Origin of the sequence: Lentibacillus sp. L22, from assembly GCF_040812445.1 — a bacterium.
GTDB lineage: Bacteria > Bacillota > Bacilli > Bacillales > Amphibacillaceae > Lentibacillus_C > Lentibacillus_C daqui.
In genome coordinates, this window is sequence record NZ_JBFNXI010000026.1 from 22,108 (window position 1) to 46,136 (window position 24,029).

The 24,029-nt window shown below is 39.0% G+C and carries 19 protein-coding genes and 1 pseudogene; 14 read left to right on the top strand and 6 right to left on the bottom strand.

All coding sequences use genetic code 11. From position 1 onward, the window contains the following. Nucleotides 1–85 precede the first annotated feature (85 nt). From ABRT01_RS11915 to ABRT01_RS11930, 4 genes are all read left to right on the top strand, one after another. Entirely contained in the window at nucleotides 86–1,093 is a 1,008-nt protein-coding gene (locus ABRT01_RS11915) for a zinc-dependent alcohol dehydrogenase family protein (protein ID WP_269409968.1), read from the top strand. Nucleotides 1,094–1,326: 233 nt separating this feature from the next. Further along, a complete protein-coding gene (gene xylB, locus ABRT01_RS11920; RefSeq protein ID WP_367747393.1) occupies nucleotides 1,327–2,817 on the top strand; it encodes a xylulokinase in 1,491 nt (496 codons plus the stop codon). A 67-nt stretch (nucleotides 2,818–2,884) separates the two neighbouring features. After that, a complete protein-coding gene (locus tag ABRT01_RS11925) occupies nucleotides 2,885–5,029 on the top strand; it encodes a BglG family transcription antiterminator (protein WP_269409966.1) in 2,145 nt (714 codons plus the stop codon). Between the two features lie 6 nt (nucleotides 5,030–5,035). Continuing rightward, nucleotides 5,036–6,454: a PTS transporter subunit EIIC gene (locus ABRT01_RS11930; protein ID WP_367747396.1), complete on the top strand. Its 1,419-nt coding sequence runs from the start codon at nucleotides 5,036–5,038 to the stop codon at nucleotides 6,452–6,454. A gap of 96 nt (nucleotides 6,455–6,550) precedes the next feature. Here ABRT01_RS11930 and ABRT01_RS11935 read toward each other — a convergent pair whose 3' ends face one another. Further along, nucleotides 6,551–7,993 carry a glycoside hydrolase family 1 protein gene (locus tag ABRT01_RS11935; RefSeq protein WP_269409964.1) on the bottom strand — a complete coding sequence of 481 codons (1,443 nt, stop codon included), beginning with the start codon at nucleotides 7,991–7,993 and terminating at the stop codon, nucleotides 6,551–6,553. A gap of 265 nt (nucleotides 7,994–8,258) precedes the next feature. On the opposite strand from ABRT01_RS11935, the gene ABRT01_RS11940 reads away from it, so the two are divergent. Then, nucleotides 8,259–9,131: a Cof-type HAD-IIB family hydrolase gene (locus tag ABRT01_RS11940; RefSeq protein ID WP_269409963.1), complete on the top strand. Its 873-nt coding sequence runs from the start codon at nucleotides 8,259–8,261 to the stop codon at nucleotides 9,129–9,131. 32 nt (nucleotides 9,132–9,163) lie between these two features. Here the strand turns inward: ABRT01_RS11940 and ABRT01_RS11945 are convergent, their stop codons facing one another. The 4 genes from ABRT01_RS11945 to licT form a co-directional block, all read right to left on the bottom strand. Beyond that, a complete protein-coding gene (locus tag ABRT01_RS11945) occupies nucleotides 9,164–10,591 on the bottom strand; it encodes a 6-phospho-beta-glucosidase (protein WP_269409962.1) in 1,428 nt (475 codons plus the stop codon). 66 nt (nucleotides 10,592–10,657) lie between these two features. After that, entirely contained in the window at nucleotides 10,658–12,595 is a 1,938-nt protein-coding gene (locus ABRT01_RS11950) for a beta-glucoside-specific PTS transporter subunit IIABC (protein WP_269409961.1), read from the bottom strand. 42 nt (nucleotides 12,596–12,637) lie between these two features. Beyond that, nucleotides 12,638–13,438 (bottom strand): histidine phosphatase family protein, encoded by an 801-nt coding sequence (locus ABRT01_RS11955; protein WP_269409960.1) that lies wholly within the window; start codon nucleotides 13,436–13,438, stop codon nucleotides 12,638–12,640. 172 nt (nucleotides 13,439–13,610) lie between these two features. Further along, the gene (gene licT, locus ABRT01_RS11960) at nucleotides 13,611–14,468 is read right to left on the bottom strand and encodes a BglG family transcription antiterminator LicT (protein ID WP_269409959.1); all 858 of its coding nucleotides are present in this window, start codon (nucleotides 14,466–14,468) and stop codon (nucleotides 13,611–13,613) included. Between the two features lie 362 nt (nucleotides 14,469–14,830). On the opposite strand from licT, the gene ABRT01_RS11965 reads away from it, so the two are divergent. The 3 genes from ABRT01_RS11965 to ABRT01_RS11975 are packed head-to-tail and all read left to right on the top strand — an operon-like array spanning nucleotide 14,831 to nucleotide 17,278. Continuing rightward, entirely contained in the window at nucleotides 14,831–15,112 is a 282-nt protein-coding gene (locus tag ABRT01_RS11965; RefSeq protein ID WP_269409958.1) for a YwqI/YxiC family protein, read from the top strand. Between the two features lie 21 nt (nucleotides 15,113–15,133). Continuing rightward, complete coding sequence (locus ABRT01_RS11970) at nucleotides 15,134–16,744, top strand: LXG domain-containing protein (RefSeq protein ID WP_269409957.1); 1,611 nt, start codon at nucleotides 15,134–15,136, stop codon at nucleotides 16,742–16,744. Between the two features lie 18 nt (nucleotides 16,745–16,762). Then, a complete protein-coding gene (locus ABRT01_RS11975) occupies nucleotides 16,763–17,278 on the top strand; it encodes a hypothetical protein (RefSeq protein WP_269409956.1) in 516 nt (171 codons plus the stop codon). 488 nt (nucleotides 17,279–17,766) lie between these two features. On the opposite strand, the pseudogene ABRT01_RS11980 reads toward ABRT01_RS11975, so the two are convergent. After that, nucleotides 17,767–17,907 (bottom strand): annotated as a pseudogene (locus tag ABRT01_RS11980) (IS256 family transposase); the annotation flags it as partial. 36 nt (nucleotides 17,908–17,943) lie between these two features. Here ABRT01_RS11980 and ABRT01_RS11985 point away from each other — a divergent pair. From ABRT01_RS11985 to ABRT01_RS12010, 6 genes are all read left to right on the top strand, one after another. Continuing rightward, nucleotides 17,944–18,264 (top strand): hypothetical protein, encoded by a 321-nt coding sequence (locus ABRT01_RS11985; RefSeq protein WP_269409955.1) that lies wholly within the window; start codon nucleotides 17,944–17,946, stop codon nucleotides 18,262–18,264. 167 nt (nucleotides 18,265–18,431) lie between these two features. Beyond that, the gene (locus ABRT01_RS11990; protein WP_269409954.1) at nucleotides 18,432–18,953 is read left to right on the top strand and encodes a hypothetical protein; all 522 of its coding nucleotides are present in this window, start codon (nucleotides 18,432–18,434) and stop codon (nucleotides 18,951–18,953) included. A gap of 354 nt (nucleotides 18,954–19,307) precedes the next feature. After that, nucleotides 19,308–21,224, top strand: coding sequence for a BglG family transcription antiterminator (locus tag ABRT01_RS11995; RefSeq protein ID WP_367747407.1), 1,917 nt, complete (start codon nucleotides 19,308–19,310; stop codon nucleotides 21,222–21,224). Between the two features lie 255 nt (nucleotides 21,225–21,479). Continuing rightward, the gene (locus tag ABRT01_RS12000) at nucleotides 21,480–22,910 is read left to right on the top strand and encodes a 6-phospho-beta-glucosidase (protein ID WP_269409952.1); all 1,431 of its coding nucleotides are present in this window, start codon (nucleotides 21,480–21,482) and stop codon (nucleotides 22,908–22,910) included. Nucleotides 22,911–22,959: 49 nt separating this feature from the next. Then, nucleotides 22,960–23,280 (top strand): PTS cellobiose transporter subunit IIB, encoded by a 321-nt coding sequence (locus ABRT01_RS12005; RefSeq protein ID WP_269409951.1) that lies wholly within the window; start codon nucleotides 22,960–22,962, stop codon nucleotides 23,278–23,280. Nucleotides 23,281–23,479: 199 nt separating this feature from the next. Continuing rightward, the gene (locus tag ABRT01_RS12010) at nucleotides 23,480–23,806 is read left to right on the top strand and encodes a PTS cellobiose transporter subunit IIA (protein ID WP_269409950.1); all 327 of its coding nucleotides are present in this window, start codon (nucleotides 23,480–23,482) and stop codon (nucleotides 23,804–23,806) included. The last annotated feature ends 223 nt before the right edge of the window (nucleotides 23,807–24,029 follow it).

Genomic DNA, 24,029 nt, shown 5'->3' on the forward strand with positions numbered 1-24,029 from the left:
TCATTCAACACATCATGCAGTGTCTGAGAAAAGGCTATTATTGTATAGTAATCAACAAATTCAAATGGAAAGGAATGAATAATATATGAAAGCTTTAGTTATTGAGAAACCATATACAGCATCTGTGAAAGAGGTTCCTTACCCGAAGCCGGGAGCCGATGAAGTAACCATCAAGGTAGAAAATATCGGCATATGCGGGACGGATATTCATATTTTCCAAGGAGAATTCCTCTCACCATATCCGATCATACCGGGACATGAATTTTCTGGCACCGTGTATGAAATTGGCGAAAACGTACAGGGGTATGAAGAGGGGGAAAGAGTCACGGCTGATCCATCGCTTTTTTGCGGGCATTGCGAATTTTGTCTGACCAATCGCGGCAACCAATGTGAAAATTGGGGAGCGATCGGTAATACAGTGGATGGCAGCATGGCGGAGTATGTCAAAGTCCCAAGTAAAAACGTTGTAAAAATCCCCGATTCCATGTCATTTGCCGAAGCGGCTTTTATCGAACCAATGGCCTGTGTCGTCCATGGAATGAATCGACTCAATCTGCAGGTTGGCAAAAGGGTGATACTATTTGGTGCCGGCGCGATGGGGCAGCAGCTGATTCAATCCGTGAAAATGGCCGGAGCATCTGAACTTGTTGTCGTGGATATCTCGCAGGATAAGCTCGATATGGCACTTGAATGGGGCGCTACCAAAGGGGTGTTAAGTGAAAATATCGAAAAAGAATTGAACAAGAAAGATTACCCGCATGGATTTGACGTGGTGATTGACGCTACCGGTATTCCAAAAGTGATTGAACAGGCATTTCAATACATGGGAAAAACGGCAACATACCTGCAGTTCGGAGTGACACCGAAAGAAGCTGCTGTACCGGTAGATACATTCAAATTGTATAACAATGACTGGACAATACTTGGCACGATGGCCATTAACCACACATTCCTGCCAGCATTTGAGTGGGTGAAGAACGGCCGGATTGACCTTGAACATATCATCTCGAAAGAAATATCGCTTGAGGAGACGATTGACTTTCTGAAAGGGCCAAGGAATCCTGATGATTTAAAAGTGCAAATCAAGTTGTAAGGATGTTCAAAAAGTCCGGTAAAAATGACGCTTCGAATTTCTTCGTTGGCTTGCTTTTCCGCTCCTCATGTACCTTTACGTACACTCCGGTGCTCAAAGCTACGCCGCCTAGAACTTCTTGGTCCTTTTTATCCTCCTTTTTGAACACGAATTATAAGACAAAAATAAACACGCAAAAAAGGGAAAAGTCACCATACATGGCTTTTCCTCTTTGTTGATAAAGGGGTTATCAGATGGATAAAGAATTGTTAATGGGAATCGATATCGGCACACAGGGAACGAAAATACTTGTAGTGGATACAAATGGTCATACGGTCGCAGTAGGAAGCTATTCCTATGATTTCTACGTTCCAAAAGCCGGCTGGGCGGAACAGGATCCACTACAATGGTGGCATGCCGTACAGAAATCACTAAAGCAGATTTGGGACAAAGGAATCAAACCGGATCAGATACGGGGAATTGGTGTATCGGGACAGATGCACAGTCTGGTTTTACTGGATGAAAATAAGGAGGAACTGGGGAATGCCATATTATGGAACGATGTCAGAACGCATAAAGAATGTACGGAAATAGAACAAATTGTAGGCAAGAGCAGCGTGTTGGGGATCACTCGCAACGCCGTACTTCCAGGGTTTACAGCACCAAAACTACTATGGGTCAGAAAGCATGAGCCGGAACGGTTTGCGCGCATTCGGCATGTGATGTTGCCAAAGGATTATATCGTTTTTAAATTGAGTGGGGTTTTTTCCTGTGATGTTTCAGACGCAAGTGGTACGGCACTGCTTGATACAAAAAAGCGAATGTGGTCCAGAGAAATGGTGGAGGCGCTGGGTATTCCATTAGCCTGGCTGCCGGAAGTTCATGAAAGTCAGACGATTGTGGGGAATGTGTCACAGCATGCAGCCACGGTTACGGAATTAGCGGTTGGTACAGAAATTGTTGCCGGTGCCGGTGATAATGCAGCGGCAGCCCTTGGCAATGGCATATATGAAGAGGGATCGGGTATTGTCAGTGTGGGAACATCAGGCACTGTTTTTGCTCCACTAAAACAACTCCCAATCGTCCACGATGACGAGCAGCTGGCTACATTACATCAGTTTTGTCATTGTTTGCCGGATACCTGGCACGCGATGGGTGTAACATTATCGGCGGGGATGTCGTTAAACTGGTTTAAGCACACGTTTTCAGAAGAATCGTATGACGCATTTCTTGCAGGAATAGACGACATTCCAGCAGGGGCAAGGGGATTGTATTATCTTCCTTATCTGAATGGTGAGCGCACACCGCATAATGATCCCGATGCCAGAGGGGTTTTCTTCGGTATCCATTATCAGCATACTCGCGACCATTTCACGAGAGCTGTTTTGGAAGGTGTATCGTACAGCCTGCGTGATTGTTATGAATTGATTAAGCGCTGCAATGTATCCATTAATGATTTATATGTAACTGGCGGTGCAAGCAAAAGTCCGGCATGGCGGCAGATTTTGACGGATGTTTTGGGACGGGGGCTAACCTTTTTTGATGGCAGGGAAGGTCCGGCATTTGGCGCGTCTTTATTGGCGGGTCTTGGCACAGGTGTCTGGGAGAACGCGAAGGCATTCCCGGCATTTTTTGACACCGGCAATGAGACCGCCATGATTCATGAAAATGCTAAACAGTACGATACTGGTTATCATATGTATAAAAAGATATATGATCATGTCAAACCCCTATTTCATTCCTAAAGAGATGATATAATGAATAGAATAGCTTCAGTAGGCGGTTTCATTTGAGACAGAGAGGATGAAAGGTGTGGAACAGTCTATATTTTTGAATTCGCGGCAAAAAGAAATATTACGGGCTTTCATGAATGAAAATAAACTAATTACCTATAAATCTCTTTCTGAATACTTCAAGTTGAGTGTGCGGACCATTCAAAGGGAGGTCAAATCACTTGCACCTATTTTAAACCGTTATCATGTTAAAATAGCCAAAAAAATTGGTTCCGGCCTTCAGTTGCAGGGGTCTGAAGCAAATATCCAGAGACTGAAAGCCCACCTGCAGGACGCACAAGTAATGGCCACATACTCTCCGGAAGAGCGCCAGGAAGGCATTGCCTATGATCTTTTATTGTCGAACGGACCATTGAAAACGGGGTATTTCAGTGCCAAATTCGGTGTTTCTGCAGCGACCATTGCTTATGATCTGGATAAGGTCAGTGCAGCTTTTGAGGAGATCGGTATGAAGGTCGAACGTGCACCGGGAATTGGCGTTTACATTGATGGCACAGAGCAGCAGCGTAGGACTTTGCTGTCACGCCTGCTGCATAAGGACATTACTTTTGAAGACTGGCTGGAGTTTTTCCAGGAGCCAGCAGGAGATAAAATTTTGTACGGAAAGTTGGGCTCGGTCATTCGCAATAGATTGCTGAAGTTTGTTCAAACCGACAAAATCATCGATGTGGATCATGTATTAAGTGAGGTATTGGATGAGCAATCAAATGTTGTTTTAACGGATAGAAATTATGTGAATCTGATCATTCATATCGTATTATCAATGGAAAGGATCCAAAGTGGAAAGGTAATCGAGTACACCAACTTAAGCCAATGGGAGCCTATTGAATCAGAGACGCTTTTACTGGCCGAAAAAATTGTCAATCGTTTGGAGCAAGTATTTTCGCTGACATTCCCCGAGATTGAAATAAAGTATATTTCACTGCATTTGGCGGGTGCAAAGGTGTCTACGGAAATGAACGAAAAAGATGGCAGCAGTGAAGAATTTATGTGGATTGAGTTGACGCAAAGCTTCATTCGTTCCATCGAATATGATCTCGGTACATCTTTTGAAGGGGATAAACTGCTGTTCGACGGTTTGGTCTCCCATTTTGTACCGGTACTTAACCGGCTGAAATATCATTTGCAAATACACAACCCGATGCTGGACAAGATAAAGGAAAATTATCCGGATGTCTTTGCTGCCTGCGAAAATGCCTGTGCGATGCTGACAGAAAAAATAGGTTATTCTATACCAGAAGATGAAGTCGGTTACTTGACCATGCATGTCGGCGCCTCGATACTGCGGATTGAAAGTTATGCGAAGGAGCAATACAAGGCGGTAGTTGTTTGCGCGAGCGGGCTTGGAACATCTATGTATCTAGCTACGAAAATCCGTTCCGAAATTCCAAATTTGCAAGTGGAAGCGGTCATCTCTATGAATGAACTTGCAGAGTGGTTACAGGATGACCGTAATGCGGATATTATTATTTCCACGGTTAACTTGCCTGTTGCAAGTGCTATGGATGTGGTGGTCGTAAGCCCTTTTCTAAAAAAAGAAGACCTTAACAGAATTAGGAATTCATTGGTCAGTACCATTCATACGGAGAAAAAAACCCCGGCACCGGCAGCAAATGTGGATGATAAAAAAGAATATGAATCTGCTTCTCTACTATCCCTTGCAACATATGGGGAAGGCATGATGCATATATTAAGGAATTTCCGTGTATATGAACATGTGAAAGTCGGTTCTGACCGGATATCCAGTCTCCTGATTCACATGGAAAATGCTGGAGCTGTTGCCAATTTGGATATACTTATTGCCGATATAAAAGAAAGAGAGCAGCAGGGTGGTTTCATATTGGATGGTCTGGCGATGCTGCATACCAAATCAAAAGGGGTGATGGCTCCGCTTGCAGCAGTATTTCGTACTGAAAAACCTGTACCATGGTATAATGATGATGGGAGCAAACAACATGTGCAAGTGATCCTTCTGTTGGTTGTTCCGGCAGATGCTCCTGAAGAACATATGAAAATGATCAGTGAAATTCCGGCATCGTTTATTGAGGAAGATTTTCTAAACGGAATCATAAATGAGGATGTACATGGGGTGCATCGCTTATTTGAAAGGGTGTTAACGGGGGCGTTTGAACAGAGAATAACTTCCGTGGCAAAGGGGTTATGATGCAAAATGAGGAGATTCGCCCAACTTTTTAGTGCGATGGTGTATCAAAATATCATCATCATCGTTGCTGTCGGTTTTATACGTGTGATTTTCGGCGATTATGGCTGGTGGTACAACGAAACGATTATACAATTAGTTAACCCGGTATACCATACCATTTTGCCTGTACTGATAGGATTTACCGGTGGAAGATTAATTGGCGGGCAAAAAGGGGGAGCTACAGCGGCCGTAGCTATATTTGGATTGACGCTTTCCAGTACAGTGCCGGCCATACTTGGCGCAATGATTATTGGACCGGTTTCAGGGTGGGTAATCAAGAAAATTGACCAATACATTATCAAAAAATTGCCGGGAGCCGGGTATGAACTCCTAATTGGAAATATATTGACTGCTTTTATTGCATTTTTATTCACATTGGTTTGTTATTTGTACATAGGAAAGATATTCTCTACCGGGATAGAACTAACGCTTCAATTTCTGGAATCCATTGTCAGTTCCAGCTGGCTGCCGATTGTGGCTGTATTCGTGGAGCCAGCTAAGGTATTGTTTTTTAATAACGTTGTAAATTTCGGAATCTTGGCTCCCTTGGGAATCCATCAGGTCAACGAATTAGGCAAATCACTATTTTTCTTAATCGAATCAAATCCAGGTCCGGGCTTGGGGATCCTGCTTGCTTATTGGCTGAAAACAAAGGGAGAACAAAGAAAGGGTGCGAAACTGGCTACCTTGGTCCATTTTTTTGGTGGAATACATGAAGTTTATTTTCCATATGTACTTAAGAAGCCAAGGCTAATCATTGCTGTCATTTTAGGTGGGATGGTCGGGGTGTATAGTTTTCAGCTATTTCATGTTGGTCTAGTGGCCATTCCTTCCCCTGGTAGTGCTTTACTTCTGGTCGGATTAGCGCCAAAAGCAGATATGCTGTTTGTTCTGCTAGGCATCCTTTTATCCGGGCTGGCATCCTTCTTGGTAAGTATATGTTTATTGCGTCAAGTATCGGAATCGCCAACAGTGAATGATACGAAAGAGACGATCAATATATTTTATAGATTAACAGAAAGTGGCAGGCTGCCTCAAGAGAATGAGGATATGGCCGATAATTCCGGGGAAAAGGTGATGAATGCAGCGGACGAGAAGACCTTGAAGGGAGCCGCCATTCATTCTATTTATTTTGTATGTGAGGCAGGAATAGGCTCCAGTGCGATGGGAGGAGCCATGCTGCGGAAAAAACTGCAACAGGCCAATTTGCCAATCACAGTTGAGAATGCATCAATTAACGATATTCCCGAGGATGCCGATCTGATCGTCTGTCATGAACGTCTGCTGCCAACAATTAAACGCGTGGTACCAAATAAAACCTATTATCCCCTTCAATCATTTACGGATATGAAGGTTTATGATCAGTTGGTTCGGGAGCTTATTTGAGTTTGAAAACGCGGGCCCTTTGGATACGGGTTGTTAGCAATTGCTCATATAAAAACCCCCAATTTGATAACTTACTCAAACCGGGGGTTGTTCTGATTATAGCTTTTGACCATTAGTTGCAATAACGTCTTTATACCAGTAGAAGGATTTTTTACGGCTTCTTTCCAATGTTCCGTTTCCTTTATCATCCTTGTCTACGTAGATGAAGCCATAGCGTTTGGACATTTCACCCGTTGAAGCACTAACCAAATCAATGCATCCCCAGCTTGTGTAACCCATCAGTTCAACGCCATCTTCTATTGCTTCACGCATTGCCTTGATATGTTCACGCAGATAATCAATTCGATAATCATCATTGATTGACCCGTCTGCTTCTACTTTGTCATATGCGCCCAGCCCGTTTTCAACAACAAACAAGGGTACTTCATATCTGCCATATAACTTATTCAAGGAAATTCTTAAACCGATTGGGTCAATCTCCCAGCCCCAATCACTGGCTTTCAGGAATGGATTTTTAACCCCACTCATGATATTTCCTTTCGTCTTTTCCTGTTCGTCCTTTTCTTTTTTCTCCGTTCGTGACATGTAGTAACTAAAGGCAATATAGTCTACTGTATGCTCTTTAATTAACTCCAAATCTCCTTCATGAATATCCAGTTTAATGCCATGTTCCTTGAAATATCGGTTGATAAAGGCTGGATATTCCCCGCGCACTTGAACATCGGCACAGAAGTAATTGAAAAGATTCTCTTCTTGCAGTGCATACATCACGTTTTCAGGATTCGAATCATATGCGTAAACAGGTGCATATATGATCATACAACCGATTTTTGAATCTGGGATAATCTCATGACAGGCTTTGACAGCGATGCTACTGGCAACAAATTGGTGATGAAACGCCTGAAACGTTGGTTGATAACGATCTTCCTCGTTTTGGATGGAAAAGCCAAGTCCCATAATAGGCATCATTAATCCACTATTGATCTCATTAAATGTCATCCAATATTTGACCTTATTTTTATAACGATTAAAAATCACATTCACGTATCTTTCAAAGAACGTAACAACGTCTCGATTTCGCCAGCCGCCATATTCCTTGACAAGATTTACCGGCATTTCATAATGGGAAATCGTTACAACTGGTTCAATTCCATATTTGTGCAGTTCATCAAAAACACGATCATAGAAAGCCAGTCCTTCTTCGTTTGGTTCCAGCTCGTCTCCGTTTGGGAAAATTCGTGTCCAGGCAATTGACATGCGGTATGCCTTAAAGCCCATTTCCGCAAACAGTGCAATATCTTCTTTGTATCGGTGGTGAAAGTCAATTGCTTCATGGTTTGGATAGCTATATTTATCCTCATGAATGTCAAAATCAAAGCCGGAGGATTGCAATATGGAAAGACGTTCTTTTCCACCTGGTAAAACATCAGCAATATTTAATCCTTTGTTTCCTTCGTGAAATCCGCCTTCTATCTGGTTGGCTGCAGTTGCTCCTCCCCATAAAAATCCTTCCGGGAATCTTTTTTCGGTTTGTGGCATGTTTATTTCCTCCTGTTTTAAAATTTAACTAAAAAAACCTAAACAAGTGTGCACCCTTTCATTGAAGGTACAATACTTGTTTAGGTTTTGCCTGCTTTATCAGTAACAATCCTGTAAAACTAATTATTCGATTTAAGTCTATTATATATTAATAATAACATAATCTCAACGTTTACCCCTCACCCCGGCCAAGTTCAGCCGGAAGCATTTATTAGTTATTTAAGGTATAGTAGAGATAAATAATACAGCAAATGAGGTAACTTAAATGAGACTTATAGCTTCAGATTTAGATGGGACACTTTTAAACGATATAGGTGAAATCAGTCGGGAAAATTTAAAGGCAATTAAAAAGGCTGGGGAAAGAGGGATCAAGTTCGTTGCAGCAACCGGAAGATCCTTTAACGCTGCCAGCAAACCACTTCAGGCTTCGGGAATTTCATGTCCAATCATTTGCCTTAATGGGGCCAACACGTATGATTTGAATAAAAATTTGATCCGTACGATAACAATGGATTTGTCTACTTGTCGGGAAATCATATCCGTTTGTCAAACATCCGTCATGTATATTGAATTTTTTACGAATTTCGGTGTTTTTTCAAACGGCAGACATCGATTCATGGAAGTTATCATTAATATTATGAAAACTGCTAATCCTGATATCACTGAAGAAGAAATCCAGCAATACGTTGAACAACGGTTTCAAGATGAGCAAGTTCAATTTATCCAAAATTACGAGGAGATTCTTTCAAATGAGAACATGAAGGTGTACAAAATTCTAGGTTTCTCCCTTCAAGATAAGGTATTGCGCAACACTATTAAAAGTTTGGAAAATAAGTCTGGATTGGCCATTACTTCTTCTGGTCCTATGAATCTTGAATTTAATCATAAGGATGCACAAAAAGGTACTGCACTCAAAGACTTCGCAAATAGTCTGGGCATCCAAATGAAAGACGTCATGGCATTGGGCGATAATTTAAATGATCGAAGTATGCTTGAACAAGCAGGACATGGAGTTGCGATGGGAAATGCAGTAGGGGAAATAAAAGAAGGGTGTAAGTATACAACAAAAACAAACAATGAAAACGGGGTAGCTTATGCTATTGAGGCGATGCTGAAGAAATATAACCTCCAAATCTAAAAGGGAAAGCCATCGAGGCTTTCCCTTTTAGATTAGAGAACTTCTCCATTTGTCGCAATGACCTGTTTATACCAATCAAAGCTTTTCTTTTTCGAACGTTTCAGTGATCCGTTTCCTTCATTATCCCGATCTACATAAATATAGCCATACCGTTTTTTCATTTCACCAGTAGAGGCACTAACAATGTCAATTGGGCCCCAGCTTGTATAGCCGATGATATCCACGCCATCCTCAATTGCCTCGCCCATTTCGGCAATATGTTTTCGCAAATAATCAATCCGGTAATCGTCATCAATCGTACCATCAGCATTCGGCTCGTCAATTGCGCCAAGACCGTTTTCCACAACAAATAATGGTTTCTGATAGCGATCGTAAAGCTGGTTTGCCGTAATACGAAAGCCTTTTGGATCAATCGTCCAGCCCCAATCGGATGTTTCAAGATACGGATTTGTAACCGAGCCAAACACATTGCCGCTTGTTTGATCTTTCAACACTTCCGGATCCGTACTTGTTGTTTTGCTGGAATAATAGCTAAATCCAATATAATCGACGGTGTGATTTTTCAACAGTTCTTCATCGCCTTCTTCCATTTCAATGGTTAAATGGTTGTCCTTGAAGAAACGCTTGGCATAACCCGGGTATTCTCCGCGGGATTGAACATCAATGAAGAAGAACGATTCCTGATCTTGTTGCATTGCTTTATAAACATCGTCTGGATTGGCGGTATACGGATAAGTGGTACCTGCTGCCAGCATACAGCCGATTTTTGCATCAGGAATGATTTCATGGCATGCCTTGACAGCACGGGCACTTGCAACCAGCTGATGATGTGCTGCCTGATACTTGATTTGTGTTTCATTTTCGCCTTCTTTAAAGACAAGGCCAGCACCAACAAATGGCAGATGCAAGAGCATGTTGATTTCATTGAAAGTCATCCAATATTTCACTTTGTCTTGATAGCGATTAAAAATCGTTTTTGCATAGGTTTCAAAGAAGTCTACAAGCTTGCGGTTTCTCCAGCTGCCATATGCTTCAATTAAGTGTACAGGAACATCAAAGTGCGCTATGGTTACGACCGGTTCGATGTTATATTTACGTAATTCATCGAACAAATCGTCATAAAACTGGAGGCCGGCTTCATTAGGCGTTTCATCATCTCCATTTGGAAAAATACGCGCCCAGGAAATGGAGACTCGTAATGCCTTAAAACCCATCTCGGCAAACAATGCGATATCTTCTTTATAATGATGATAAAAGTCAATAGCCTTATGTGATGGGTAAAATTCACCTTCGACAGGTTTTAAAGAATCGATGTTTCCATTCATAACATTCCAGCGTTTTTCACCTGTTGGCATCAAATCAACAGACGTTAACCCTTTTCCATCCTCTAAATATGCACCTTCTACTTGATTGGCGGCTAAAGCACCGCCCCATAAAAATCCTTTAGGAAATGTTGACATGATAAAAACTCCTTCGTCTTGTGATAAAGAGGAAAGGCTGGAACACTTTCCTCCTGTTATTTTCGATTATCCTTCCAATGAAAGTAGCTGGTCGCCAGTTAAGATTTGTTCACTTTCAGTTATAGCAATATCTTTATATTTATCCCAATTAGTTACAATGATCGGCGTTGTTACCGGAAAGCCAGCTTCTTTAATTTGTGCAACGTCAAATTCAATAAGGAGTTGCCCTTTATCTAATTTTGCTCCTTGTTCCACATGACCTGTGAAGTGCTTTCCATCCAGTTGCACCGTGTCCATGCCGATATGAATTAGAATTTCTGCTCCGAGATCGGTTGTAATTCCAATGGCATGGTTCGTAGGGAATAATGCTGTGACTGTTCCAGATGCAGGTGAAAGTAATTTTCCTTCTGCAGGTTCAATCGCAATCCCTTTTCCAAGTGCACCCGATGCAAATGCGGAATCTTTCACTTCTTCCAATGCTATTACTTCACCATTTAATGGACTGAAAAGATCTTCATTTTTTACATTTTCTTCAACAGTTTCTACAGTAGGTTCTTCTGCTGGTTGAGAGGGTTCTTCCGCTACTGCTGTGTCTGCTTTTTTGTTAAAACCACCAAAGAAATAAGTCAACACAAAAGCTAGAACTGCGCCAACCACAACAGCCACAATGGAACCCATGAATGCTGTATTTAAACCTTCTTCCGGATGAATCAAACTCGGGAATTGGAATATACCAAGCCCACCCATTACATAGCCTTTTGTACCAAATAATCCTAGTATTGCTCCACCAATTGCTGACGAAACAAGTGTGAAAATAAACGGTCTTTTTAATGGCAAAGCGATACCATATAAAGCGGGTTCGGTCACACCAAATATGGAAGAAATAAATGCTGGTGCACTAAGTGTTTTTGTATTTTTATTTTTCGTTTTAATCCAAACAGCCAGAACAGCTGCTGCTAAAGCAAATGAATGAACAAATATCAATGCTAAAATTGGGTCAACCCCGGAAACGGCAAAATTATTGATTGCAATCGGAACGAGTCCCCAATGTAGCCCAAACATAACAAATACCAACCAAAAGCCACCAAGGAAAGCCCCCGCGATAACAGGACTTAAATCATAGATCCAAACCGTTGCTTGTCCTAGTATCTGACTTGCCCAAGTTGCGATAGGACCAATCACAATAAAAGTTAATGGGATAATAATCAGCAATGTAAACATCGGAACTAAAAACATTTTTACAACGGATGGAATAACTTTCGCAAAGAATTTTTCAAGCTTGGCTGCAAAAAATGCTGAGACAATGATTGGTATAACGGACATGGAATAGGTCATTAAAATAACCGGGATACCAAAGAACTCAATATAGACAGGTGATTCAAACATGGTTCCCGCAAACAATGTATACAAAGGTTCTCCTGCTTCCGGTATTCCTTCAAGTGCTGGATAAACCAAAGCCATCCCGATAACCATACCAATAAAAGGCGTTCCACCGAATTTTTTCATTGCACTATAACCTAAAATAATCGGTAAGAAATAAAATAGCGCATCTCCTGTTGCATTTAAAATTTGGTACGTTCCACCTTCTTCATTAAGCCATCCAAGCGCAACAAACAAAGCGTTGAAACCTTTAATCATACCAGAGGCAGCCAATACCCCAAGTATCGGAGTGAAGATACCGGAAATCATATCAATAAAACGGTTAAATAGATTACCTTTTTCAACATTATCATCAGCATCAACAGGCGCTTCGGCGTTAAAACCTCCAACCTCTACAACTGCTTTATACACATCAGGCACATGGTTGCCGATAACTACTTGATATTGGCCACCACTTTTCATGACTGTCACAACACCATCCATATTTTTTAACACGTCTGTATTCGCTTTACTTTCATCTTTTAATTTAAAGCGAAGACGGGTAATACAATGGACGACACTAGTAACGTTTTCTTTACCACCGACATTTTTAATAATATCTTTGGCCAATTGTTCGTACTTCATTATTCTCCCTGCTTTCTATTCTAATTGTCTATTATAATGCAATCAATTTTCTTTACCTTTTTCTACATAACCCATATCATTGTAAGATTCTATTTTGTATTCACCATCTTTATAGGTTAATTTGGTTATACTAGCATTTTCTAACTGTTCTCCTGTGAATTCGGGATCAATACTTTCAAGTAAAGCATTTATCGACAAACCACTCGATACGACCAGTACATTGCCACCACCGTTTTCAGCCGCTTTTTTACTGATGTCATCCAGTGCTTCGCGAGTTCTTGTGGTTATTTGCTTCCAATTTTCTGCTTCTCCTGTTTCATCCAGTTCAGCAATGGTATCGGCTATTTTCTCAAGACTAACTGTCGACATCAATTTTTCGAACGGTACATCATTTGCTTTTGAAATATCATCCCACATGGTTTCGTTTAAGTCGCCTTCGTATTTTCCAAAATACCATTCACGTAATCGATCGTCTTGCGCTAATTTTGTATCTGATTGATCGCTATTATCCAAGACTGTTTTTGCTGTGCTAATATGACGTCCACTGTCACCACTATATGCTGCTGTAAATGGTACATCTTTTAGCCCTTTTCCCAAATACTCTGCCACTTTTTTACCTTCATCTGTTAGAGGCGCATCAGCCCAACCTTGTACACGGTCCGTTTTATTAAGTAATGTTTCACCGTGACGGGTCAAGTAAAGCGTAACTGTATTGTCTGCATTTTGTTCTTTGGCGGAACTTGATTCTTCTGATTGGCTAGCATTGGTTTCCTTCTCTTGATTACATGCAGCCAATCCAAACAGGAAAAGAACGGATATAAAAACAATAGATAACTTTTTCATTTGAATCCCTCCAAAAATTAATAAATTTCATAAAAAAACCTAAGTTACGTTCAGCATAAAGAGAATAATCCCTCTAAACCGTCAGTAACTTAGGTTTTGCCTGCTTCATCAGTAACAATCCTAAAGTTAACCTAACATTTCTTATTAATAATACGCGCAAACATTTAGCGTTTTAAGATGAATGATCTATTTGATGCCGATTGGTAATTCGATGGATATGCAATGTTAAATAGACCTTTTCATCGTTGGAAATGTTCCAATCATAGTTCTTGGCAATGTAGGTTGCAATCCTTTCTGTACATTCAAATGCGGCCACATACTTCTTTTTGACCTGTTCATACAGGAAATTGTCATATGCCTCGTTTGATTCTTCTTTGCGAATGAAGCGAATGGCAAAGAACCGGAGATGCGTTAGAAATCGCTCATAGTTAATGGAGTTCTCATCTAATTCTATCTTGAAAAAGTATTTGACGATATTCAGGATATTGTTAACCAATTCCGTTACTTTAATGGCCATATCCATATTTTCTCCAGAAAGTTGACTATTGACCAGGTGTAGTGCGATAGAAGCTGCTTCATCTTCTTCCAGTCTGACCCCTGTATCTTCTTCTACCATGTCCAGTGCTTTTAATGCGATTTGAAATTCTTGTTTATAGTACCTGCGAATTTCCCATAGCAACGGGTTCTTTAAGTCAATACCGTTTTTATGCCTTGTAATCGCAAAACTCAAGTGGTCGGTTAATGCAACATATAAATAGTCATCTAATTTATATGTTAGATGGGATTTGGCCAATTCAAGAATTTTGTAGGAAAGCTCCAAATATATCTCAGGTGTATCTTTCATCAATTCAGCAAGCTTTTTAGCCACACCAGAACTTTCCAGGACAAAGGTTTTCTCTATTTTGGCAGTGTCAATAACGTCTCTAACCTTTTTTTGAAACGCCAAACCTCTGCCCATGACAACGACTTCCTGATCCGATTCATCTCTGGACATTACTACATTATTGTTTAATACCTTCGTAATTTTCATTTGCATTCACACCTGAAAGAGTATTTGTAAATCCTTCTGGCACCTATTTACTTACTAATTAAAAAAACCTGGATTAATCAAAATTGTAGACAAATAGTCCCACAACCAACTTTGATTAACCCAGGTTTTGCCTGCCAGACAGTAACAATCCTTTGATTAACTTCATTATAAATGATTGCGGTTTCAATTGCAAGAGGAAAAATGGATATTTTGTCGATGTTTTTGGAAATAAGATGGAGGACTTTGGTGCGTCATTGAATTACTTGATTAATATGGGCGTTTAGTTGGATTGACAAAAGTTTGGAAGTTATTGATAGTTGAAATGAGGATTAAGCCTCGTTTAAGTGAAAGGCGGGAATTAGATGACTACAGAAATTAAAATTGAACACAACCCAATCAAGCAAGCTATTACTACATTGAAAGGGTCTGCCCAAAACTTTCAATCTTCCTTTCCAGATGAGATAGAAGGGGGAAATCATCTGGATCTATTGGACCAGCTGAACGAATTAAATCACACGTACGCAACACTGCTACAATCATATCAGTTATTAATGCTGAAACACATCCATACAACCGAAAATTCTGTTGCGTCGTTAATGGAAACCGACCAACAACTTGGGGACTACATCGGCTTTCTGAAATAGTTCGGTACGAGGAGGGTTGGAATGAAAACATTAGATGTGGCAAGTTTGCAAGAAGGGGTCACCGCAACGCTACAGGAAATTGAAAACATTCAAAGTAAAATAACGGAGATGCAAAAAGGCGTTCGCGGTATGATTGACTTGGAAGACCATTTAAAAGGTAAAATGGGCGATTCTATCCGTTCTTTTTATGAAGGTATCCATGAACCCTTTTTGATTTTTTTGTACCAATCGTTAACCCATTACAGCCAGGCATTGGAAAAATTGCAACAGGCTGTTTATTCTTATGAATCTAATGAAAATGGGATTGTACGTGAAGATTTTATGGATAATGATGTTCTAAATGGATTGGACAAGGCCGAGCAAGTAACTTCAGCATTAGTTGACGAAGCGAATGGAATCATGGATCGTATTTCTGATCTTATCTCTTTGCCAAAGCTCGACATGGAGGAATTTGATTCCATGATGCAAAAAGGTAAAAGGAAAGTAAAGAATAGCCTGGAACAGTTGTATGAACTGGATCATGAACAAACCAAATCATTAAGTGAAGTGGGAAAAGATCTGAAGTTATTGAATCAATACATAAATGAGATGTCACATAATTTTGCTTCTGATTATTCCATTACATCATTTGATGCGCTGTCAGCCTTGAAGTTAACGACACTTCCTACTATTTTAAAGGAAGTATATGGAGAGCCTGTTAAAGAGGAAGAAGACCCCAGTTTATGGACCAAAATAAAAGACGGAGCCGTGGCGTTTGGCAAAGGAGCGGTCAGTACAGGGAAAGGTGCTGTGCTTGGCAGTTTTGATGTTGGAAAAGATACGTTAGTTGGTTTAGGAAATACATTTATGCATCCGGTTAAGACGGGAACAGCGCTAAGGAATATGATTCAGCACCCAAAGGTTACGGGCAAACTCCTGGGTCAAACAATCGCAGAATCATATAAACGTGATATGATCAATGGGGATGCTCAAAGCCGTTCGCACTGGGTTACGTATGCATTGGGTAATGCAGCGGTTTCAGTGGTTGGTACAAAGGGCGCTGGAACGGTGACGAAGACTAGTGTGACAACAACTAAAGCTAGTGTGAAAACAGCTGCAACGGCGGCTAGTAAATCTGTGAAAGACGCGGACTTATCAAGATTTTTACCTTATACACCACAGTATCAGTTGGCCGGGGGAGCCAGGGTACCTTATAATGTGGTGGATGGGAAGTTTTTGAAGGATCAGTTGATTTGGAAGGCGGAAAATCTACCGGGGACGGAGAAACATTTGAATAACTTGGGAAAAGCGACAGTATGGGGCGATATAAAAATTACCCAACCATTGTATAAGGGTACGAAAATACCTAAGTCATTTGAATTAACTGTAGATGGTGATAAATTTTGGGTGCATCCCAATGGTACTAAACATATGGTTGAATATATAACAAAGGATGAAGCTACACACGGTATGCCAATAAATAGTCAAACATTATTGTCTAGTTTCCAAAACTCTGTAAAAACAGTCAATAAGAACGGTATAGTATATGATGAACTCATAAATGTAGGTGATTGGGAATTAATATTTAGTAAGCCACGTGGCGACAAATTGCAACCAGTTATAAAGCATGCCGTGTATAGACCTAATAATTAAAGGGAGGTATCTTTATTCATGCTAACTGTAAAAAAATACAAAGAGAAAACATATGAGAGTATTGAATTTGATATATATACACCAATCAATATTGAATTTGGTACTTGGAACATTTCAAAGGAGCCCACGCTATATTGGAGAACTGGTGATTTTAAAAAATCTTTAATAGAAATTGGTATTGGGAGCGATACAGGGGTTTTGCGTTCCATTACCTTAACATTGAGCGAGAACGTGCTCAAAACAGAGAATAATGAACATTTAGTTACGAATCATGTTGAAGTGGCTGAGGGAACCCCTGTGTTTTGGGTGGATGAATATGCCAATGAAACCTATATAGATGAAAAAGGGAAATTAAATGTTTACATAGGGAAAGATAATATATATATATCATTTTCGGAAAGTGAAATAATATCACTTATCAAAAATAATACCATTCTATTTAGTATGGACGGAAATAATCAATTTTGCGGCATTTTAATAAATGGGGTAGGAACGAATGACAAAGAGTTACTAGAAAAGGCATTATCAATCTAAAACAGTGCCGCCTTGTAAAGTGGACCCTATTGTCAAGACACCAATTTTATAAAAATAAGGTGGGTCTATTATTTTATCCTTATCCCATCTTACTGACTAGGTTTTTCCTGGCTCGGAAAGATAATCGCTCAAGATGGGATAATGGCTATCTAATGAAAATAAATCGAAGCTGGTGTCTGATAATCCAATAAATCGATACATTCCAAGAGGCAATTGATAATTGGGAGTAAGACTATTTAGTGACGTCTAAAAAGTAGTATAAACGCCAATCGATTCTTAAATGGTGCAAGAAATATAGGATAATTTCGCATTGTACCTAACACCACTATAATAAGGGCGCGGAGCAAGTTGTAGTGACAGGTGATATCTCGTTTCATTCGGGAGGATTTTCCAAAGGATACGCAGGATATGCTTAATTAAAGAACCTTGATTGGCCTACGTTGCCTTTTAGGGTTCTCTAATGTTAATGGGAATAACAAGAATAAACTACTTTTCAATTCAGGGTGTTCGACCTCGAAAAACTGCTTTCTTTCTTCCTCCATGATGGTCTCCAACTGCTCTTTGACAAAGTCACGTACAAGGTTATCCAGTTGATTTATAAAGTCATGATCCGTTATACTTTGAGACATGGTAGGGTTTCTCCTCTCTTTATTTGTTGTCCAATTTTGAGGATACCCTACCTCTTTTTTCGTCTCAAATATTTTATACAAACTATTTTACGTCATCACGGTAAAGGATTAGGGGTAGATGTACCAGATGTCATTTCATCTGTTGCAATTCTACTAATAGGTGATATTCAAAGTAATAGTGAACCTTGGCTGAAATTAATAAGGAAAGTCCTAAACAGTGAATCAGACTTTGAGGAATGTACAGATAATAATTGTACATTGGAAATAAAACAAGGTATTACAAAAATAATTGATAATTATAGTGAGGAAGAAGATGAAGAGTGTCTCATTGAACAAATGAACTTGAAAGGATTATAGAATTATGGACTAGAAAATTATGTGAGATGGAGTATACAAATTATTAAAGCCTTGATAAATTCGTGGCACATCAAGTTCATATCAAATATCCGGAACTGTAAATGTAGTAGTGTAGTCGGTTCAAATAGGGAAAGAGTAGGACAGTTATATTCCAAGTAGGTGAATTTATGATTAATATAAAAACGTTTATAAATAAACCAAATGTCCAAATTAAAAATTTAAAAGAAGCTATGGGAAACCCGGCTAAATATTTCATTAACATTGATAGTGAGACGGAAATAAAAAAATACGATAAAAATTTGGATTTCAATTATCTGAACGGTGCTATAATTATCGAATATTATAACAAACTGTTAATGGATTGTAGTCTTTGGGATTTGGTTGACCAATTGTGGAGCTATATTATTAAATTGGTAGAAGATGTTATACATACTGGTTATGGTGTGACTTATTTTCCGGACCAACCAGTGAAGGTTGAAATAAAAGTCATTTCAAAGGACTTAGTATTATTTACACTAGATGAGGGAAAAATAACGGGCGAAACGCTACCAATGCATGAGTTTATAAATGCTTTATTAAATAGTGCAGAAAATTTTTTTAGTAGACTCACCTCATATTTTGAGGATGACATAGATTTTAGTTATGAATTAAGTAAAATAAAATCTATTCGAGAACAATTCAATAATTGAAACTTGGATAAATTGACGGCGGTTATTCCTAAGATAACCGTCTTTTGTTACGGGTACAGCACACGCAAAGGCTACAGGTTTTGACCGCGCCGAACAGCCGGTAAATAGTCAACATAGGTGCTTTTGATCTGCTTCCAAACTCATTCATGATTTCTTAGGAAAAATTACCAAATTTGATAGAAAATAAAAAAAGGGCACGGTTCTAAAGTTTCATTTTTTAATATTTTGCCATAAATACCCCCACTTTTTACCCGGGAAATTATGATACAATTATAAGTGTACCGCGCTGTCCACACAATTACTTTGGATAACGTATATATGTTACACCATTGTTATCGCTTAGGAAGTGATTACTTGAATACACGTTTACAAAGGATACTTGAAGAATTAAGATTGGCTCAAGGACCCTCGACTAGTTCTGAAATTGCGTCTTTGTTGCAGGTCAGTTCTAAAACGATACGTAATGATGTAAAGATGTTAAATGAGCTATTAGAATCATATGGTGCACATATAGCATCCGCAAGAGGATTAGGATATCAACTTGTTATTCAGAATGAGCAACTGTTTCATCAATTTATTCAGTCCCAAGACAATGATCAACAGGAAGATATTCCTTCCAATCATCAAGAACGTGTAAACTATTTAATGGAAAAGCTGCTCATGAGTTCGGATTATCGTAAAATTGAAGATTTGGCTGATGAGCTGTATATCAGCCGTTCTACATTACAGCATGAGTTAAGGCATATTCGCGATATCCTAAAGGAATATAACTTAATTTTAGACCAAAGACCTTATCACGGTATTAAGGTTATTGGGGATGAAACACAAATCAGGTATTGTATTTCGGAGTATTTGTTTAATCAACAATCAACCTTAAAAGACAATATGGATGACTGGTTAGGAATTTTAACTGAGGAAGAATTGGAAGTTATTAAAGATAGTGTTTTATTTAATCTAAGAAAACACCATATTATTATTTCGGATATCAGTTTGCAAAATTTAATTACTCATATTGCCATTGCTTGTAAGCGGATACGGGAGAGTAACTCCGTTCAGATGGTTCATCATCACTTGCAAGAGATAGAAACGAAGAAAGAGTTTTTAGTTGCAAAGGAAATCGCAAAAGCTATTCATGACAAACTTTATATTTCATTTTCCAATCACGAGGTTGCATACTTGGCGATTCATTTACAAGGAACGAAGCTTACAAATTCATCTGTTCTTCATATGGAAGTTAATTCTGTTATCGATCGTGATATTCAAGAAACAGTTACAGAAATGATAAAACGTATTGATGATGAATATGGGTTTCATTTAACTAATGATAAGGAACTGTTGTTAGCGATGAGTTTGCATTTAAAACCAGCAATAAATCGGTATAAATTCAAGATGAACATTAGGAATCTAATGTTAGACGAGATAAAATCAAAATACCCATTATCCTTCAATGCTGCATTAATTGGAGCACAAGTTGTACAAGAGAAGATGGATATCATGATTGATGAAAGTGAGATCGGCTTCCTGGCCCTCCATATTGAAGCGGCACAAGAAAGGCAAAAAAAGAATACAAAAAATGCCCCAAGGTGCTTAATCGTCTGTGCATCTGGCTTGGGTAGTGCGCAGCTTTTAATGTACAAGCTTCAGAATGAATTTGGAGATCATCTAAATATTATGGGATCCACAGAATACTATAATTTGCTGCAACAGCCATTCCATGACATCGATTTCATAATCAGCACGATTCCAATTGAGGAAAAATTACCTGTTCCTGTCATACACGTAAGTACCATTCTTGGGGAAACAGATTTAAATAAAATTAATACGTTATTGAATCAGGGTGAGTTTGTATCAGATAAGTATTTACGGAAAAAATATACTTATTTTCAAAAGGACTTCTGTACGAAAGAAGAGGTTTTGCACTTTATCTGTAAAGAACTTGAATCCGATGGGAAAGTTGATGGAAACTATATAGAGTCGGTGCTTAAACGGGAGAGCTTTTCTCCAACTAGTTTTGGTAATATGGTTGCTATTCCGCACCCGATTGACCCGCAAACGGAAGATACATTTTGGTCAGTTGTAACACTTCAAAAGCCGATTCAATGGGGAGACAAGCCTGTACAGTTAATCGTTCTACTAAATATTAGCAAAGATATAAAACATGATTTAAAACCAATGTATTGCTGGTTAATGGACCTATTAGATGATAGGTATACGGTAAGAGAAATTTTGCAATGTAAGACTTATGAACAATTAAAAATGATAATAAAGTAAGATCAGACTGCTAGAATACCCGGGAAATGACTGCCTCCTGGGTGTTTTTCACGTTGAAGGATTCCAACTTGGTGTAAGGAACTTCCTTTGTTAACGGAAAATATGTCCCTGTATTTGAATCCGCTTACATAATACAATGAAGACAACAGGGAAACGATTTTTCTCGTAGTGTCGAAAAATGACAGATCCCGTTAGATCACTTAAAAACATCAATGTTGCGTAAGTGAACAAGATATAAGAAGGAGTGGATTTCCGATGTCAAAACTACCTGATAGTTTCCTATGGGGTGGCGCTGTCGCCGCGCATCAACTAGAAGGTGCTTGGAAAGAAGGCGGCAAAGGGGTTAGTGTTGCTGACGTTATGACCAAAGGCGCACATGGTGTACCTCGTGAAATTACAGATGGCGTGATTGAAGGTAAAAATTATCCAAACCATGAAGCTATTGACTTCTATCATCGATACAAAGAGGATATTGCATTGTTTGCCGAAATGGGTTTTAAATGTTTTAGAACCTCCATCGCTTGGTCACGTATTTTCCCAAATGGTGATGAAGCTGAGCCGAATGAAGAAGGGTTAAAATTTTATGATGACTTATTTGATGAGTGTTTAAAGCATGGTATTGAACCGGTTGTTACATTGTCTCACTTTGAAATGCCATACCATCTGGTTACAGAATATGGCGGTTTTAGGAATCGTAAATTAGTTGATTTCTTCACTAACTTTGCACGCGTATGTTTCGAGCGCTATAAAGACAAAGTGAAGTATTGGATGACATTTAACGAAATTAATAACCAGGCAAATTTTCATGAAGATTTCGCGCCTTTTACAAACTCTGGCGTGAAATATAAAGATGGTGAAGATCGCGAAAGCATTATGTATCAAGCTGCGCATTACGAGCTCGTGGCAAGTGCAAAGGCAGTAAATATTGGTCATGCGATCAATCCTGATTTCCAAATCGGATGTATGATTGCGATGTGCCCGATTTATCCATCAACTTCTCATCCAAAAGATATTTTAATGGCGCAAAAGGCAATGCAAAAACGTTATTACTTTGCAGATGTTCATGTTCATGGAGAATATCCTGGACACATGACAAGGTATTTTGAGCGTAAAAAATTTAATTTGGATATTACCAAAGAAGATTTGGAAGTCTTGAAGAAAGGTACGGTAGATTATATCGGCTTCAGTTACTACATGTCATTTACAATCAGCCATAAACAATCTAATGAAGAATATGACTATAATGAGTCGCGCGATAAAGTTGAAAACGAATATGTTAAAACTTCGGATTGGGGGTGGGCAATTGATCCAGAAGGTCTGCGTTATGCCTTAAACTGGTTTACCGATATGTATCATTTACCACTCTTTATTGTAGAAAATGGATTGGGTGCAGTTGATGAATTTGCAGAAGACGGCAAGATTCACGATGATTATCGCATTGGATATCTTAGGGCACACATCGAACAAATGATTAAAGCCGTGGATGAAGACGGTGTTGATTTAATGGGATATACCCCATGGGGATGTATTGATCTAGTATCAGCGGGTACTGGCGAAATGAAAAAACGGTACGGATTTATCTATGTTGATAAAGATAATGATGGTAATGGTACTTTAGAGCGTTATCGCAAAGATTCTTTCTACTGGTATAAAGATGTTATCGGTTCAAATGGTGAGAAGTTGTAGCAAGAAGCATAGCTATTTAAAAAAATATAATGTAATGGAGGAATGCAGGATGAAACAAGTTTTAATTATTTGTGCAGGTGGTATGTCATCTTCTTTATTGGCAAAGAAGGCAACGGAGTATCTAAAAAGTAAAGACCATGATATTGAAGTAGATGCCGTTTCTGCTACGGAAGGCAGTAAGAAGATTGAAAACAGTGACTTTGATTTATTCTTAGTGAGTCCTCAAACAAAAATGTACTTTAAAAATCTCAAAGCAGCTGGTGATCGTGCGGGTAAGCCGGTTGTAAACATTCCACCGCAGGCATACGTTCCGATTCCTATGGGCATTGAGAAATTAGGCAACTTAATCTTGGAGGAACTTCCAAATTAATGATGATCAATTAGAAGGAAAAAATAAATCATTTCATCAAACAGGATCAATTGCTCGTTACATTGTGTTTCATTCCACTTATCGTATAAAGTTCTAAAGTGGAGCAATTTTTTTCAGCGGGCAGTTGAACCTATTTCTAGCCCACTTGACGTATAAAAGAATTATGATTGCAACTTTGATATAAGAGAGGAAGATATTGGTGGATCAAGAACAAATTCAAAGCGTTGCCTTTGAAATTATATTGCATAGCGGCTCATCAAGAACAATGATTCATGAAGCCTTTAAAATGATGAGAAATAATGAATTTGAAAACGCTGCAACCAAGCTGGAAGAAGCAAATGATGAATTATTGATCGCACATCAATCCCAAACATCATTATTACAACATTATTCTTCTGGAGAAAAAATCAATATGGAAATTATTATGGTTCATGCACAAGATCACTTAATGACAACGATGACATTGAGAGAGGTTGCACTGGAAATGTCATCTCTATATGAAAGACTTGCGAAAATGGAAAAATGAGGGATTTATATATGGAAAACAATGGAAGGGAACTAGTAGAAAAAAATAGAAAAGAAACAAGTATTAAATCCATGTATTTTAACAGGTATTTACTTGTTAGATATGTTTCTGCACCTGAATTATTCATACTTCTAACCAAAAAGATAAATGAAGCTTAGCCCTGGGTTATTTTCGTAAAATAAGATGGAACCTTTCCAGAAATGGTTTGCTTAAACTAGAGATC